Annotated in this window: 15 protein-coding genes; 6 read left to right on the top strand and 9 right to left on the bottom strand. The window is 70.1% G+C overall.

The window, feature by feature from the left end; genetic code table 11:
• Positions 1-158: 158 nt before the first annotated feature.
• Entirely contained in the window at positions 159-1,091 is a 933-nt protein-coding gene (locus ABZT47_RS38375) for a zinc-binding alcohol dehydrogenase family protein (RefSeq protein ID WP_354853170.1), read from the bottom strand.
• 85 nt (positions 1,092-1,176) lie between these two features.
• Between ABZT47_RS38375 and ABZT47_RS38370 the strand changes: the two genes are divergently transcribed.
• Positions 1,177-1,626, top strand: a complete 450-nt coding sequence (locus tag ABZT47_RS38370) for a MarR family transcriptional regulator (RefSeq protein WP_354853168.1) — start codon at positions 1,177-1,179, stop codon at positions 1,624-1,626.
• Between the two features lie 99 nt (positions 1,627-1,725).
• Here ABZT47_RS38370 and ABZT47_RS38365 read toward each other — a convergent pair whose 3' ends face one another.
• Both ABZT47_RS38365 and ABZT47_RS38360 read right to left on the bottom strand, forming a co-directional pair.
• Positions 1,726-2,256 (bottom strand): GNAT family N-acetyltransferase, encoded by a 531-nt coding sequence (locus tag ABZT47_RS38365; protein WP_354853167.1) that lies wholly within the window; start codon positions 2,254-2,256, stop codon positions 1,726-1,728.
• 278 nt (positions 2,257-2,534) lie between these two features.
• Entirely contained in the window at positions 2,535-3,509 is a 975-nt protein-coding gene (locus tag ABZT47_RS38360; protein ID WP_354853165.1) for an NADP-dependent oxidoreductase, read from the bottom strand.
• A 170-nt stretch (positions 3,510-3,679) separates the two neighbouring features.
• Here ABZT47_RS38360 and ABZT47_RS38355 point away from each other — a divergent pair, with 170 nt between their 5' ends.
• Complete coding sequence (locus ABZT47_RS38355) at positions 3,680-4,678, top strand: AraC family transcriptional regulator (RefSeq protein WP_354853163.1); 999 nt, start codon at positions 3,680-3,682, stop codon at positions 4,676-4,678.
• A gap of 190 nt (positions 4,679-4,868) precedes the next feature.
• On the top strand, positions 4,869-5,807 hold the full coding sequence (locus ABZT47_RS38350) for a cyclase family protein (RefSeq protein WP_354853161.1): 939 nt from the start codon (positions 4,869-4,871) through the stop codon (positions 5,805-5,807).
• Positions 5,808-5,992: 185 nt separating this feature from the next.
• Here ABZT47_RS38350 and ABZT47_RS38345 read toward each other — a convergent pair whose 3' ends face one another.
• Entirely contained in the window at positions 5,993-6,955 is a 963-nt protein-coding gene (locus ABZT47_RS38345) for a zinc-binding alcohol dehydrogenase family protein (protein WP_354853159.1), read from the bottom strand.
• Positions 6,956-7,315: 360 nt separating this feature from the next.
• Between ABZT47_RS38345 and ABZT47_RS38340 the strand changes: the two genes are divergently transcribed.
• Positions 7,316-7,948, top strand: coding sequence for a TetR/AcrR family transcriptional regulator C-terminal domain-containing protein (locus ABZT47_RS38340; RefSeq protein WP_354853157.1), 633 nt, complete (start codon positions 7,316-7,318; stop codon positions 7,946-7,948).
• A gap of 384 nt (positions 7,949-8,332) precedes the next feature.
• On the opposite strand, the gene ABZT47_RS38335 is transcribed toward ABZT47_RS38340, so the two are convergent.
• The 3 genes from ABZT47_RS38335 to ABZT47_RS38325 form a co-directional block, all read right to left on the bottom strand.
• Complete coding sequence (locus ABZT47_RS38335; RefSeq protein ID WP_354853155.1) at positions 8,333-9,172, bottom strand: SAM-dependent methyltransferase; 840 nt, start codon at positions 9,170-9,172, stop codon at positions 8,333-8,335.
• Between the two features lie 134 nt (positions 9,173-9,306).
• Positions 9,307-9,753, bottom strand: a complete 447-nt coding sequence (locus tag ABZT47_RS38330; protein ID WP_354853153.1) for a MarR family transcriptional regulator — start codon at positions 9,751-9,753, stop codon at positions 9,307-9,309.
• A gap of 487 nt (positions 9,754-10,240) precedes the next feature.
• Entirely contained in the window at positions 10,241-11,170 is a 930-nt protein-coding gene (locus ABZT47_RS38325) for an AsnC family transcriptional regulator (protein WP_354853151.1), read from the bottom strand.
• Positions 11,171-11,277: 107 nt separating this feature from the next.
• Between ABZT47_RS38325 and ABZT47_RS38320 the strand changes: the two genes are divergently transcribed.
• Both ABZT47_RS38320 and ABZT47_RS38315 read left to right on the top strand, forming a co-directional pair.
• Positions 11,278-12,141 (top strand): NAD(P)H-binding protein, encoded by an 864-nt coding sequence (locus ABZT47_RS38320; protein WP_354853149.1) that lies wholly within the window; start codon positions 11,278-11,280, stop codon positions 12,139-12,141.
• On the top strand, positions 12,138-13,199 hold the full coding sequence (locus ABZT47_RS38315; protein WP_354853147.1) for an NAD(P)/FAD-dependent oxidoreductase: 1,062 nt from the start codon (positions 12,138-12,140) through the stop codon (positions 13,197-13,199). Before ABZT47_RS38320 ends, ABZT47_RS38315 begins: the two co-directional genes overlap by 4 nt.
• A gap of 43 nt (positions 13,200-13,242) precedes the next feature.
• Here the strand turns inward: ABZT47_RS38315 and ABZT47_RS38310 are convergent, their stop codons facing one another.
• Together ABZT47_RS38310 and ABZT47_RS38305 are read right to left on the bottom strand one after the other, a co-directional pair.
• Positions 13,243-14,142, bottom strand: a complete 900-nt coding sequence (locus ABZT47_RS38310) for a phosphotransferase (protein WP_354853145.1) — start codon at positions 14,140-14,142, stop codon at positions 13,243-13,245.
• A gap of 255 nt (positions 14,143-14,397) precedes the next feature.
• Positions 14,398-14,916: an RICIN domain-containing protein gene (locus ABZT47_RS38305; RefSeq protein ID WP_354853143.1), complete on the bottom strand. Its 519-nt coding sequence runs from the start codon at positions 14,914-14,916 to the stop codon at positions 14,398-14,400.
• Positions 14,917-15,389: the final 473 nt, after the last annotated feature.

Here is a 15,389-nt window from a genome sequence, read left to right as displayed (position 1 = left end):
CCAGCTCCAGGTGATCTGAGGAGGTGATGCCGTGCTCCAGGCCGTTTGGCGAGAGGCTCCGCTCCCCGCGCCGTGCTCGCCGCCTCGGCTCTCAGGTCATCGGGGCAATCGATACCCCTGGCGCTCGCGGTCGCCGGCTCGGCTCGGTGTGCGGCGGGTCAGGGTACGAGGACGATGCGGTCGCGGGTGGTGGCGGCGTCGGTCCAGGCTTGTTCGACGTCGGCGAGGGGTAGCGTGCGGACCCGGACGTCGAACGCGCCGCCGGCGATCGCGGATGCGAGCTTCGGTAGCTCTTTGATGAAGTCGCGGCCCGGGACCGAGCCGATACCGCTGCCCACGATGTTCAGGCGGGCCGAACGCAGGGCGGCGGACGGGATGGGGGCGGTCGGGCCGGCGACGGAGCCGATCTGTATCCAGGTGATGGGTGCGCCGCGGTCGCGGCGGGCGGTGAGCATGTCGACCATGGCCCGGGCGCTGGGCTCGCCCCACACGTAATCGATGACCACGTCGACATCGCAGGCGCCCGCGAGTTGGTCGAAGCGGCACGTCCGGTCCGCGCCGAGGGCGGGCAGCTCCGCCAGGAGGACCTCGTCGCGGCCGGCGGCGATGACGTGGGCGGCGCCGAAGCGCTTGGCGACCTGGATCGCCATGCGACCGGCGTTGCCGGTGGCGCCGAGCACGAGCACCCGCTGCTTGCGCGGCGGGTCGACGCGTCGGCGCAGCGCGACCCATGACGACATCACGGGGTTCATCGCGGCTGCGAGCAGCGCGGGATCGATGCCGTGGGGCAGGACGACGCTGCGGTTGAGGTCGATGACGGTACGTTCGGCCATGGTGCCGAGGGTGGTGTCGTCCATGACGGTGTACCGGATGCGACCTTCCGGGTCGCGCACCACAGCGTCCACGCCGGGCACCAGAGGCAACTCGTCGGTGCTGGTGTAGTGCGAGCCGTCGGCCTGGGAACGCACCCGCGGATGCAGTCCTGCGGCGAGGACCTCCACCACCACCTCGTCCTTGCCGTGGGCCACCGGATCGGGGTACTCGCCGTAGCGGGGTGGGGAGTCGAACGAGGTGACGACGGCTGCGCGCATGACAGGGCTCCCGACCGAATAGTTGGTATTACGAATCATCTCAAGGATGGTTCGTAATACGAATTGAGTCAAGTACGCTGGCCGGGTGAGCGTGAAACCACACACGACGCGGGGCGCCGAGACCCGGCCCGACGGCGAGGCGATCGTTGACGCGCTCGCCCAGTGCGCGTTCGTCGTGACGGGCGCGCTCACCAGGGTGGGCGCCGAGCACGACCTGTCGCTCACCCAGCTTCGGGTCCTCGGCATCCTGCGCGACCGCACACTCAAGATGTCGGAGCTGGCCGACTTCCTCGGGCTCGAACGATCGACGATGTCCGGCCTGGTCGAACGGGCCGAGCGGCGCGGGCTCCTCCAGCGCGCTCGCAACCCGGTCGACAGCCGTGCCATCGACGTGTCCATGACCGCCGCTGGTCTGGTGTTGGCCGAGGGGGTCCGCAAGGACCTCGAGCGCGCCTTGGCCCCCGTGACCTCCCGGCTCAACGCGGACGAGCGCCGGATGGTCGCTCGGCTGTTGCAGCGCATGCTCGGCCGTTAGCGTGAACCCCGCCCCGTTCGCGACGTGACGAGTTCGCCGTCGCCGGCCTCGCGGGGCTGAAGGTCTCCGCGCTGCGCGGCGCGCGGGCACTCGCAAAGATCAGGACCGTGTGGTCGGGACCTGGTACCGGCGCTTGTGCCCGGTGACGTCGAGCAGTTGTCCCCCGTTGGCTTCGATGACCCGTTGCGATGCGGTATTGGTGGTGTCACACATGACCAATGCTGCCGGGGAGATGCCGAGAGATCGGGCGATCGGCAGCGCCGCGGCGAGCATGGCCGTCGCGTGACCCTGGCGGCGTGCACCGGGGCGGACGTCATAGCCGATGTGACCGCCGAGCTTCTCCAGTGCCGGGGTGAGTCTGTGGCGGATGGCCAATCTGCCCAGGAAGTGCTCGCCGTCGGCCCACCACAAGGTGGTCATGGGCACGAATCCCGGCCGTACGCCCGATTGGTTCCGCTCGCCGAGCACGCGCGCGGTGTACGCCTCGAAGGCCGCCGAGTCGACCAGAGCCCGCGGGTCGACATCATCGACGAACCAGGGAACCGGATGGTCGTGGTCGGCGCGGAACTCCGCCACCGCGGCCAGGAACGATGTCATCAACCTGCCGGTCGGATCGACGAATTCTGGCATGGCTCCCATGATGCCCGCGAGAGTGGGCCGAGCCGAACCGTTGTCGATTCTCGCCGGGACGAGCAGGCGCGCCGACCGGTTGAGGTGGATGAGGCGGGACGACGACCCGGGCCGGGCGTCCGTCGCCGGGGGTCAACGTGAAGTTCCACGCCCAGACTGCGGGCGGCAGCCCACAGCCTGGGCCGTCGCCAGGACGGCACCACCGACCGCGTACGCGGGGCGGCGAAGGCGCGGGGCGGCCGAGCGGGTGAAGGTGGTGGGTATCGGAGCGCTCTTCTTCAGGGGATGAGGATCGTCTTGCCGCTTGTGTGGCCGGCTTCGGCGTCGCGGTGCAGTGCCGGGAGTTCGGGGAGCGGGCGGGCTGCCGTGATGTCCACGCGCACCATGCCGCTGTCGATGAGGGTGATGAGTTCGGCGAGCTGGGCGGGGTCGTTGCGGGCGACGAAGTGCGTGGCCGTCACGCCGGTTCCGGCCGGGGGTTTCACCGGGATCGTGATCGAGACGATCGAACCGCCGGGACGGACGGCACGGCACAGCGCCTCCGCGGCCTCGGGCGGTATCGGGACGAGGTTGAACACCAGATCCACCGGGCGGTCCAGCGTCTGATGCGGCGGGACCCGTGTGTAGTCGACGATCTGCTCGGCGCCGTAGGCGCGGACTCGTTCGGCGCTGCGGGGGCCGGCGGTGGCGATGACGTGCGCGCCGGCATGGCGGGCCAGTTGGACGGCGAACATGCCGACGCCGCCGCCCGCGCCGTTGATGAGGATCCGGGTGCCTGGTTCGATGCGGGCGTGTTCGAACAGTCCCTGCCAGGCGGTGAGGCCGGCGACCGGGATCGCCGCGGCATGGGCGATCGGAAGCGTGGAGGGGGCGCGTACCAGCCGGGCAGCGGCGGCGGTGAGGTAGTCGGCCGCCGCGCCGCCTTCGTCAAGACGGCCGACGACGTGGTCGCCGATCTTGAAGTGTTCGACGCCGTCTCCGGTCCGGACGACCGTCCCGGCGGCTTCGGAGCCGAGAATGAACGGCAGGTCATGCGGGACGATGTCCTGCATCATGCCGGCCCGGAAGCCGACGTCCGAGGGGTTGAACCCGGCGGCGGCCACACGCACCAGCACCTCCCCCGGTCCAGGGTGCGGACGGGGTACCTGCTCATGGCGGATCACGTCGGGCCCGCCGAAGGCGTGGACGCGCGCCGCCATCATCGACGCGCCCGGACTCTCAACGGACCGGCCCGATACGGGTTCTGCTGTCATGAGTGTTCCTGTCTGAAGCGGCACCAGGCCCTCGCTCCGCACGGGTACCGCTCCTTGCTGATCTTTGAGTGATTCGACCGTAGGACCGATGCCTGAGACGGACAATGCGCGTTCATCTCGGATTCTTAAGAGAGCGTCTTCGCGGTGAGAAGCGTCGCTAGGCTCCGGGGATGGATGTGCTGAGCGATGTGATCGCCGTGATGCGCACCGGTGAGCCGCGATCGGCCCTGGTCGAATGGCCGGTGCCGTGGGGGCAGTGGTTCCGGACGGTGCCGGGAGCGGCGGGATTTCAGATCGTCTTGCGCGGCCCCTGCTGGTTCATCCCCGAAGACGGTGACCCCTTCCCGCTGGCCGTCGGCGACGTGGTGTTCCTTCCGCATGAGAGCCGGCACGGCCTGGCCGACGCTCCGTCCACGCCCGTGGCCGACCACGTCTGTGACCCGCAGGAGGACGTCAGGTTCGAACGCAGATATGCCGCCGCACCGGCCGGCCGGGCGCGCGCCGGCTCCCCGGTCACGGTGACGTTGTGCGGGGCCTACCAACTCGACGCCGCTCGCGCTCACCCGCTGCTGAACGATCTGCCTCCGCTGCTGCACCTGCCCGCACGGCCCGGGCACCATCCCCGGCTGCGCGCCGCGGTCGATCTGCTCCGCGCGGAACTCGAAGAACCCCAGCCGGGCGCCGGCGCCCTCGTGCCCGCTCTGCTGGACACGCTGTTGCTCTACATCCTGCGGGCTTGGCTCGCCGATCAACCGGTGGGCGGCAGGGCCACCGGATGGGCGGCCGCGCTCGCCGACCCTGCTATCAGCGCCGCCCTTGAGGCGATCCACCGCGATCCCGCGCACCCTTGGAGCGTCGCCGGCCTGGGCGCACACGCGGGACTGTCGCGGGCCGCCTTCTCCCGTCGTTTCACAGCGCTCGTGGGGCGGCCACCGCTGGCTTACCTGACCTGGTGGCGGTTGACGACCGCGATGCGGCTGCTGCGCGACTCCGACGCTCCGCTGAGCGTCGTGGCAGAACAGGTGGGGTACGGCTCGGAGTTCGCCTTCGCCAACGCGTTCAAACGCGAACTCGGCCTCGCGCCCGGACGCTACCGGCGCGACAGCCGCTCGTCCGACCAGCCGAAACCGGCGGACTCCGGTCTCGCCCACGCCCCGGCCTCCCATTGACACCGGCCGTATTCATCCGCGACCCCATCGCCGAAGGCGCCGGTCCGTGGACGCGACCGACATGATGATCTAGTACCATGCCGGCTCAGCGGAGCTTGGCATGTCAGAGGAGAGGGCGGGACGCGCTTCCTCCGGTGTCTCGAACCGCCTGACCGGAGGAGCCGATGCTGGGATGACGGCAGAGCGACCAATGCCCACACAAGACGACGTGCTCGGGTACTTCGACACGCTGTCGAACTGGGGACGGTGGGGTGACGACGACGAGCTCGGCACTCTGAACCACATCACCGACGACGTCCGGCTGGCGGCGGCGCGGGCCGTGCGCCACGGCAGGAGCGTCTCGTGCGCGTGGGAGGTCGCCGTGCCGGAGGAGATGGAGCGGTCGACGACGACGTGCCCGTGCGCCGCCGACATGCCGGGTGCCGAGAACATGCCGGCGCCCGGATTCCGCAACGACCGGCGCTGGGGCTTTTCGACCGAGCGTCTCGGCATCACCTTCCACGGCAACACCCTCACCCACCTCGACTCGCCGTGCCACATCTACTGGGACGGCACGATGTACAACGGACGGTCGCACTCGCTGGTCGACGCCGCGACGGGATCGTCGTGGGCGTCCGTCACGGCGGCGGCGAACGGGATCATCACGCGTGGTGTCCTGCTGGACATCGCGAGCGCGCGAGAGGTGCCGTGGCTGGAACCGGGGCAGGGCGTGTTCCCCCATGATCTCGAGGAGGCCGAACGTCGCCAGGGTGTGCGGGTGCAGGCCGGCGATGCGGTACTGCTGCGGACCGGCCATGGCCGCGTCCGGCACGAGACCGGTGCGGCCGGCGGTTTCACACAGGCCGGCTGGCACGCGTCCTGCCTGCCGTGGCTGCATGAACGGGAGGTCGCGCTGATCGGCGCCGACACCCCCCAGGACGTGCAGCCGTCGGGGTACGAAGACGTGTTGATGCCGGTCCACGCCGTGAGCCTGGTAGCCATGGGTCTGTGGATGCTCGACAACTGCGACCTGGAGGCGTGCGCGACGACGGCCGCCGACCTCGGCCAGTGGGACTTCCACCTCGCGGTCGCGCCGGTCCGCTTCGCCGGTACGTCCGGCAGCCCGGTCAACCCGATCGCCACATTCTGACCGCGGCCCGCGCCGATCGGACTGGTGCGGCACATCCGATCGGCGCAGCCGGCTACGCGCGAAGCCGGTGGTCGGTTCCGGTCACGGCACCAGGCGCCGCCACTCCAGACGGATCCGTCGACGCCGTGGGTGGGGACGGCGCTCGGAACACCGACCGGTGATCATCGCGGATGTGCCGTGGCCGGTCATGGCATCACGACCAGTCGCCTGCCTTTGAGGTCGCTTCGCTGCCAGGCGGTCTCGATGTCGCTCAGCGGGACCTTCTCCACGTCGAAGGTGAGCTCGCCGGACCGCGTCCACGTCAGGATCTGCTGGTACACCTCTTCCATGGTCCGCGGGTCGAGCCCCTTGGCCGCGCCGTAGATCTCCACGCCGGACGTGCGCAGGCTCGAAGCGGCGAGGGCGAGCTCACTGCCGGCCGACTCGCCGATCTGGACCACCCGGGTCGGCTTGCCGAACGCGAACGACCTCGGCACCAGCGCGCGCAGCAGGATCTCGCTGGGCCTGCCCCACAGGTAGTCCACGACGACGTCGTAGCCGCCGTCCCCCTTGGCGTCGAGGTACGCCTGCGCCAGAGCCTCGTCGGAGACCGCGGTGTTGATCACCGTGTCGGCCCCGATGGCCTGTACCTCGCGCAACTGGTCGTCGTCGCGGCCGGTGGCGACGATCCGGCCGGCGCCCAGCAGCCGGGCCACCTTGACCGCGAGCCGCCCGGCCACCCCGGTGGCGCCCTGCACCAGCACCGTCTCCCCAGGGACGAACCCGGCGGCCGCTTTCATCGACATCGCGGTGATGGCCGAGGCCATCACGGTCGCCACGGCCGGGTCGACGTCGTCGGGGATCGGCACGTAGGAGCCCTTCGGTACCACGGCCTTCTCGGCGAGCGCGCCGTAGGGCAGGCGGATGTCGCCGAACCCGACGAGCGTGCCGTCCGGGAGGGCGCCGATGCCGTCGAAGGCAGGGATCACCGGGAACCGGCCGAGGTACTTCTCGCCGGCGTAGTGCGTGCCGGCCGCGATCGCCTTGTCGACGTTCTCGACGGCGACCGCCTTGACGTCGATGATCACCTCGCCGTCGCCGGCCACCGGATCGGGGAAGTCCTCATAGCGCGGGATGCCGCCGGCCTCGTGGAGCACCGCCGCCTTCATCCCAGCTCCTGACCGAATAAGCGGGCGATCCGCGTCTGCCACGCCGCGAGCACGCGAGGCGGACGGGCCGGAGCGTGGTTGAACCCGTGGTGGTGCGCATGGTGGTGCGCACTGTGGGGCGCGCCACCGTGCGAACGGTGGTGCGGGAGCGAGTGCCGCCACCCGTGGTCGTGGCGGACCCGGCCCTGATGGCCGGCCGGCCGCTCGGTGTGCACGGGAATGCCAGGTATGCGATGGGTCGCCCAGTGCAGCAGGTCGCGGAGCGAGTGCCGGTGTCTCATCGTTGCCTCCTCTGACGCGTTTCTCTATCACTGATAGAGAACTCTATCACTGATAGAGTGCGCAAGGGAGGTAGCGGAATTGGTTCTGGACAAGCAGCGGATCGTCACCGAGGCCGTCGCGCTACTGGACGCCGAGGGCCTGGACGGCGTGACGACGCGCAAACTGGCCGCCCGGCTCGGCGTACGGTCGCCGACGCTCTACTGGCACATTCCGAACAAGGCGGCGCTGGTCACCGCGATCGCCGAGGCGATTCTCGATCAGCAGTTCCCCGAGCTGGCATCACCCGCGCCGGAGGAGCGCTGGCAGGACTGGCTGATCGGGCTGGCCGGGCGGCTGCGGCGTGCGTTGCTGACCCACCCGGACGGAGCCCGGATCATCGCGGCCTCCCAGCTGTCCCTCAAGATGGCCGCCATCTCCGAACTGGCGATGAGCACACTGGTCGGGCGGGGCATTCCCCTGCGGCAGGCTCGCCTGATCGTGTTGACGGTGTTGCGCTTCACCGTCGGCTACGTCCTGGAGGAACAGGCCGGCCGCCCCGACGCCGACGCCTTGGACGGCTTCGACATGGTCGCGTACGCCACGGCGTATCCCACCGTGATGGCCGGGGTGGCCGAGTACTTCCAACCCGGCCGCACCGTCGACGATCTGTTCCGCGACTGCCTGGAACAGATCATCCATGGCCCTGCCGCGCAGTCCGGCCCCACATCCTGACCGGTCAGCCGCTCCGCAGGCGAGTGAGCCCTGACACGAGCGCTCCGAGTCGCGCAGCAGAGCAGGCCGGCATCGTCGCCGTCTCCACAGGCCCTCGCCTGTGGAACAGCCGTCCCGGCGGGGAACATGGTGGCCTTCCTTCGCAGGCGTGGCACCTCGGGAAATCGGTGATGTGATGCCGTGGCCGGCCGCGGTCCTGGTGAATCAGCGGGCGAGGTGGTCGAAGGCGTCGGCGAGTTCTGCGGGGCCGATGACCTCGATGTCGGCGTCGTAGCGTGCGATGGCGGCCGCACGTATCCAGCGACCTGCTCGCCGGTGCCGGCACCACCCTCGACGACGAAGAACGTCGAACCTGGCGGTAGCTGCCGGGACAGGGGCGATTCCTCACGCTGTCGCGGTGAGGAACCGCGTCTGGATCTGGGTGGGGCGACCGGCCACGGTCACCTGGAAGTGGTCGACCGCCGTCACCTCGTCCGAGTTGTCCGCGTCGTCCGCGTTGCCGACCCGCCAACCGGTCTTGGCGAACAGTGCCAGCCAGGCGTCGCGGGATTGGATGGTGTGCAGCGGTCCGGCGCCGCCGAACTTGACATCGTCCACAGTGGAGACGACGAGGTCGGAGTCGAGGTCGGCAGCGTGCACCTCGGCGGTCATGGCCAGGGTGCTCCCTGCCGCCGCGCGGTCGAAGAGCCCCGCCATCAGTGATGCGACGTCGCCGGGTTCCAGGAACAGGGCGAGGTGCTCGGCGAGGAACAGGGTCGGCCGGTGGGCGCCGTGCCCGGCGCGCGCCAGGACCTCGGCGACATCGTCGGTGTGGAGGTCCACCGCGACCAGGGCGAGGTGCGCGGTGTCGGTGCCCGTCGCTTGGAGGCGGCGAGCCTTGTCCGCGACGATGCCGGGCAGATCGAGGTCGAAGAACCGCACGCCGGAGTGCCGCAACCGCAGCGCGCGGTCGTCGTAGCCGGCGCCGAGGTTGACGACCTGGGTGACCCCCGCCGCGATGGCGTGCAGCACGAGCTGGTCGAAGTACGCGGCGCGGGGCGCCAAAAGCGCGAGGGACAAGGAGATGTCGCTGGGCTCGCCGTCCGGGCCGATGGCCCGCAACCCCTGGACGAGCGCACGCCCGGCGTCGGGGTCGCCTTCGGCGGTGGACGGCCGCTCCAACTCGGCGCGCCCGAGGGCGCACACCTCGCGGATCATCGTCAGCAGCGGATTCTCCCGCGTCATGGTCTGCTCCTTCGGTGCTGGACGCGTGCGTCCGGGCAGGTGCGATCGCGCGGCGGCACATGCCGCCACGGCGAGGAACGAGGAAGAGGGAATAGGGAATGAGGAAGCGGTCCGACGGGCCCCGATCGGGCGCGCTACGCGTCACCCGGGTCCGGCAGACCGGCGGTGATCTTGTCGAGCAGCACCTGGAGGGTGGCTCGCTCCGACTCGGTCAGCGGCGCGAGGATCGATTCGTCCGCCGCGGCCATGGCCTCGTCGCGCCCGGCGATGAGCGCGACCCCGGCGTCGGTCGCGAAGACGCGCTTGCTGCGTTCGTCGCCGTCCTCGAAGCGGCGTTCGACGAGTTCTCGCGCTTCGAGCCCGCGCAGGACGCCGGAGACGTTCGCCGCGGTCGTACGGGTCGCCCGCGCGATGTCGCGCTGGATGGCGCCGGGATTGGCGGCGAGATGGCTCAGCACGAACGCCTGCTGCAAGCTGAGGCCTCGCGCGCGGATCCACTCCTGCCCCGCCCGCACCTGGGCCCAGGTGATGACCCTGAGACTTTTCAGGGGACTGGTGAGGAGGGCTTCCGGCTGATCCATACCTCGACCATAAATGTTAAGGACTTAACAGTCAACTCATTAAGCGATCCAGGCCATGCGGGACGCCCTGCGGCGCTACCCGCCAAAGCGGGCATGCCGGCCCGCTATGGATGAACCTGGAAGTGCTTGCCCGCGTCGCCGTGACAGGCCTCCGCCAGGCCACCGCCGCGATGCTCCCGCGCGATGCTCCTGCGCAAGGTGGTCAAGCAGAGCACGGCCGCAGGTTCAGGATGGCCGACGTCGGCGAGAGCCGGACGACAGGCCCTGTCTCACGAAGAGATCGTCGCCCGCGCCTTCGAGGGCCTCTATCCTGACCGGTGAGTTCGAGGGTCTCGGTCCCAGCCGGTGAGCCGTCGCCCCGGAGACGCGGCGCGCCGGCCGGTCGCCGTCCGAGATGTCGCCGCAGGCCGACCGTGGCCGGGGCCGCGCGGGCGGCGGTGATCGTGTCGTGGTGTCGGCGGGGCATCGGCCGGGTGAGGGCTGAGCGTCAGGGCAGGAAGGTGCCCACCCGCTTGACGGTGCGGATCACCGGTGCGGTCTCCAGTTCGCGCACACCGTGGAGCGGCGCGACCCGCTCGGTGAGGTAGCGGTAGAGGTCGCCCGTGTCTCGGCAGGTCACACCGGCCATGAGGTTGGTGGGGCCGGTGGTGGCCGCCACCACGTCGGCCTCAGGGTGGGCGGCCATGGCTTCGCCGACCGAGACCAGGGCCGACGGCTCGACCTTCATCCACAGCCAGGCCTCGGCGTGGTAGCCCAGGGCCTGCGAGGAGATCTCGACGTCGAACCTGAGCATGTCGCCGGACCGCAGTTCGCCGAGGCGGCGTCGCACGGTCGTGTGCGACCATCCGGTGGCCGCCGCCAACTCGCCGAACCCGGCCCGCCCGTCCTGCGCCAGCACGCGCACCATGGCGTGATCCCGCACACTCAGCGAGACCTGTTTCTCCTGCGGCAGAGCGGGCCGGATCCGCTCGGCCTGCTCGTCGGTGAGTACCGCGACCCGGCTGCGCCACCCGGCGAACATGTGCAGGGTCGCGTGTGCGGACATGGCCACGATGCGCGGCGTCCGCGGCAGCTTCTTCAGCAGCAGGGCGTCATCGTCCTGGTCGCCGCCCGCCTGGACGCCGCAGGCGATCTCGGTGCCGCCGGACAGCAGGCGGACCCAGACGGTGTCGTCGCGCCGGGCGATGGCCTCCGCCACCTGGCCTGCCGCGTCGGGCGTGCACACCAGGCGCACCGACCAGGAGGTGCGGCCGAAGCGCCGGCCGTTGAGCCAGCCGGCCACCCGCAGGACGCCGTGCGCGCGGAGCTTGCGGTAGCGGCGGGCGACGGTGTGCTCGGAGACGTCCAGCGCGTCGGCGATCGTGCGGAAGGAGGCGCGGCCGTCGATCTGCAGCGCGTGCACGAGAGCGTAGTCCATCGCATCCAACGTGCTAGTTATCGCCATATTTCATTATTACAGGCTATTTATCGCGACGAAGTGGCACGTGAGGTGCGTGGTCGCCGGCATGACGGGACTCTTGACGCATGAGCACTTACCTGGTTTTCGGCGCGACCGGCAACGTGGGCAGGAGGGTGGCCGAGCGGCTGGCCCGCGGTGGTGCCGCCGTACGGGCCACGAGCCGTAACCCTGAGGCCGCGAAGCCACCCCAGGGCGTCGAGGTGATCACTCCCGATCTGGAGGCGCCGGGCGCCCTCGACGACGTCGACGCCGCGTTCCTCATGTGGCCCTTCCACTCGGCCGAACCCGCCCGCCCCCTCGTCGACGCGCTCAAGCGCCGCGTCCGCCACGTCGTCTTCATGACAGGCGGCGGCGCACTGCCCGGAGTCGCGCCCGAGGAGCAACCCAACCCGGTCGCCCGCTGGCACGCCACCGTCGAGCGGCTGATCGAGCGGTCCGGCATGGACTGGACGGTGCTGAGCCCCAGCACCTTCATGGCCAACGTCCTGTGGTGGAGCACGCAGATCAAGGCGGGCGACAGCGTCCGCGGGGCCTTCGGCTCGCTGGCGATGACGCCGATCCACCAGGACGACATCGCGGCGGTAGCCGTACACGCGCTGACCGAGCCCGGGCATGAAGGACACCGCTACACCCTCACCGGGCCCGAGGTGCTGACCCAGGCAGAGCAGGTGCGACTGATCGGCGAGGCCATCGGGCGCCCACTGCGCTGGCAGGAGCTGACGCTGGAGCAGGAACGCGCCCGGCTACTGGCCGATCCCGGCTTTCCCGCCGGCTTCGTCGACGAGCTGCTCGACGGCTACACCACGATGGCCGCCGCCCCGCGTCCGCAGGTCACCTCCGCGGTGCCCGACATCACGGGGGCGCCCGCCACGACACTGTCGGCGTGGGCCGCCGAGCACGCCGCCGCCTTCGGCGGGGCCCGGCGATGAAGGTGATCGTCACCGGCGCCGGCCTCGGCGGGCTGGCCCTCGCCACCGGGCTGCGCGGCGCCGACATCGACGTGGCCCTCTACGAGCGCGACCAGTCGCCACTCGTCCGTCGCCAGGGCTATCGGCTGCATCTCAGCGACGTGGGCATCGACGCGCTCACCAGCGTGATGCCCCCGGAACGGCGAGCCGCCTTCTTTGCCACCGCTCACATACCCTCGCCCCGCTTCGTCCGCTTCGATCCCATGCTCGAGGAGTTCGAGGTCCTCGAACACGGCGGACTCCACCTGTCGATCGACCGGCAGACGCTCCGCGACGCACTACTGGGCGAGGTGGCGGAGACGATCACGTACGGCATGCGGCTGACCGGCTTCGAAGTCGAGGCCGACCACGTGGCGGCGCGCTTCGACGACGGCACCACCGTCACAGGCGACGTCCTGGTCGGCGCCGACGGCATCAACTCCGCGGTCCGCCGCCAGTACCTGCCGCACGCCCGCATCGTCGGCACCGGCCTCGTCCAGCTCTACGGCAAGATCCCGGTCGAGCTGGCCGAGGGCATGGACAACGTGTTCACCGCGATCATCGGTCCAGGTCATCGCATAGTGGGCGTCGCGCCCACCCGCGACTACGCCACCTGCTCCTTCGGCGCCCGCGCCGAAGACCTCCCACCCGGCCTGCACACGATGACGCAGAACCAGCTCAGGGCCCTCGTCATGGACATGACAGACGGCTGGCACCCTCTCGTCCGGCGGATGATCGCGCAGTGGCACGAAGTCTTCCCGCTGGAGCTGCGCACCAGCGTCCCGATCCCACCCTGGCGGACCACCCAGGTCACGCTGCTCGGCGACGCCATCCATGCCATGAGCCCGGCTGCCGGGGCCGGGGCCAACCTGGCCCTGCGCGACGCCGCGGCGCTCACCGCGGCACTCGCCCACGGTGGCCCGCTCGTCCCCGCGCTACGCTCCTACGAGCAGGAAATGATCGACTCCGGATTCGCCGCGGTCCGCATCTCCGCCGCCAACGGCGCCCGTGTTCTCGGCCAGGACCCTCTGCCCGGTTGACGGCGCATGGCCCCCCGTCGAACGTCTGGCCGAGGGTGTGGCACTACGCCGGGAACAGCCACCGCAGTGCGGTGAGGCTCTTGGTGAGGTAGCTGCCGTGGCCGGTGTCGATTCCGTAGGCCATGTCCTCGAAGACGCTGCACCTGGCGTAGAAGGCGGCGCGTGCGCTGATCGCCTCGGCCTCGTGGGCGCCGGTGCGGTACCTGCTCAGGGCCGCACGTACGGCGAGGGGTCCGAGGTCGCGGTGGATGAGGCCGAAGTCATAGGCCGGATCGACGATCGCGGCGTCGCTCCAGTCGATGACGCCGGTCACCGCCCGCCCGGCCGGGTCGACCAGGACGTGTTCGATCCCCAGGTCGTTGTGGGAGAACGCCAGAGCGTGCCCGTCGGCGGGCGGCGGCGCGTCGAGGAACGCCTCCACCGCGTGGCGGTACACCGGCGGCACCTGGTCGGCGACCATGGCGTAGGTCTCCGCGGCCTCACGTAGCCACAGCTCCTTGGGCTGGTCATCGGTGTCCACCAGTTCGGCCATCCGCCCGATCGGAACACCGTGCAGCGCGTTCAGCAGCTCGCCCAGCGTCGCGGCGATGGCGGCGGTGTCGGCCGATCGCCGCGACGCGGCAAGATCGATGAGCGGTGTGCCGGGGAGTTTGAAATAGGCCAGGCAGCCCTCCTCCGCGACCGTGAAGCTCGGCTCGGGGACGGGCACCGGTGAGATGTCCGCGACGGCCGCCAGAAGGCCGGCCTCGTCCCTCACCTGCGCGGCCCGGACCGCCAGGTCGGGCTCCTTGGAGAAGCGTACGATCAACTCGCCGTTGACCTCGTAGGCGATGTTGTCCTGACCTTCGCCGAGGAGCACCACCGAGTGGACCAGATAGCCGGGCAGCCGCATGGCCACGACATCCTGGACGTCTCCGGCATGATCGCGGCCCCGGCTCTGCATCCCGCGACTCTAGTACGGCGCCGGGAACGGTGGGGCGGCTGTTGACGCCGAGGCCTGTGATCCGCGGTCCGCGGCGCGCCGCCCGTCACGGTGCTCAGCGCCCTCGGCCGGATCGCCTTCGACCTGACCCCTGGTCGGATCGGCGCCGAACGACGACGGACGACCGCGGTGGGGTCGCGGTCGCCCGCCCCCACCAGACCGGCGGCTCCTGGGAAGCCGCCGGTGCGTGGGTAACGCGTCGATGAGGTCTAGGACTCAGCCCAGCCAGGTCCAGATCTCATTGGGGCCGGTATTGCAGGTGTACTGCAGGAGTTTCGCGCCATTGGCGGTCGAGGCGTTCTGGACGGCGATGCATTTCTGGCTCTTCGCGTTTCTGATCATGTAGTACTCGTATCCCCCCTGGGTGGTTCTGGCGTTGTCCTGGAACCACCGCTGATTGGCGCCGTAGTTGCAGGCGTACTGAATGATGGGGGCGTTGTTGTCATAGGATGCGCCGTAGACGGTCAGGCATTTCCCGCTGGAGCGATTGACGATGATGAAGCTGTCGTCCCCGGCGGGCACCCATTCCCACTGCTCATTGCTCTGCCTCGGGCTGACGCAGCTCCAGATGTCCAGCTGGACGTTTCCGCTGGCGAAGTTCGGGTTGTCGATGCACTTCTGCGAGCCGAAGCCCCGGATGACCCAGTAGGTGGCCGCGTTCGCGGGAGATGACGCGGCCAGCACCGTGACACCGAGGACGACGGCACCGAACAACGCCATGATGGAACGACGCATTTTCATATGGTTCCTTTCATCACCAGTCCGACAGCGCACGCTGTCGCGGACGCCGATCCCCCTCCTGACCGACCTCTCTCCCCGCAGTGCACGGCGGTGAGCGGGATGACGATGGACCGGCGGCGAGTGTGCTGACATGTGCCCTCCTGGCTTCGCGGGTGCCCGGGTGGTGCGCCCTACGACCCGGAATCGCCGACCGGTGGTGAGCCGGCGGCCGGGATCCGGGATCTGTCCGGGGCGGCAGGTGCTCGTGCGGCCCGATGATGGCACCGACCGCTACCGACACACTCCTCAGCGCCTACTGATGCACTCCTGGACGCCGGACGCGCAGGTCAGGGCCGCTTTCAGGCGGTATGTACGTGAAATGAGCGCGGCATGCGCGCAGGCTCGTCCGGCGATCGCGACCCCGGCCGTAGCAGGGTGATCCGGCCGTAGGGTCGTCCACGCTCGGGCCGGCGCTCGCGTGCGTCGTC

Origin of the sequence: Sphaerisporangium sp. NPDC005289, from assembly GCF_040607455.1 — a bacterium.
Classification (GTDB): Bacteria; Actinomycetota; Actinomycetes; order Streptosporangiales; family Streptosporangiaceae; genus Sphaerisporangium; species Sphaerisporangium rhizosphaerae.
Note: the sequence above shows the minus strand (reverse complement) of the source record. Positions and strands in the feature narration are given on the sequence as shown.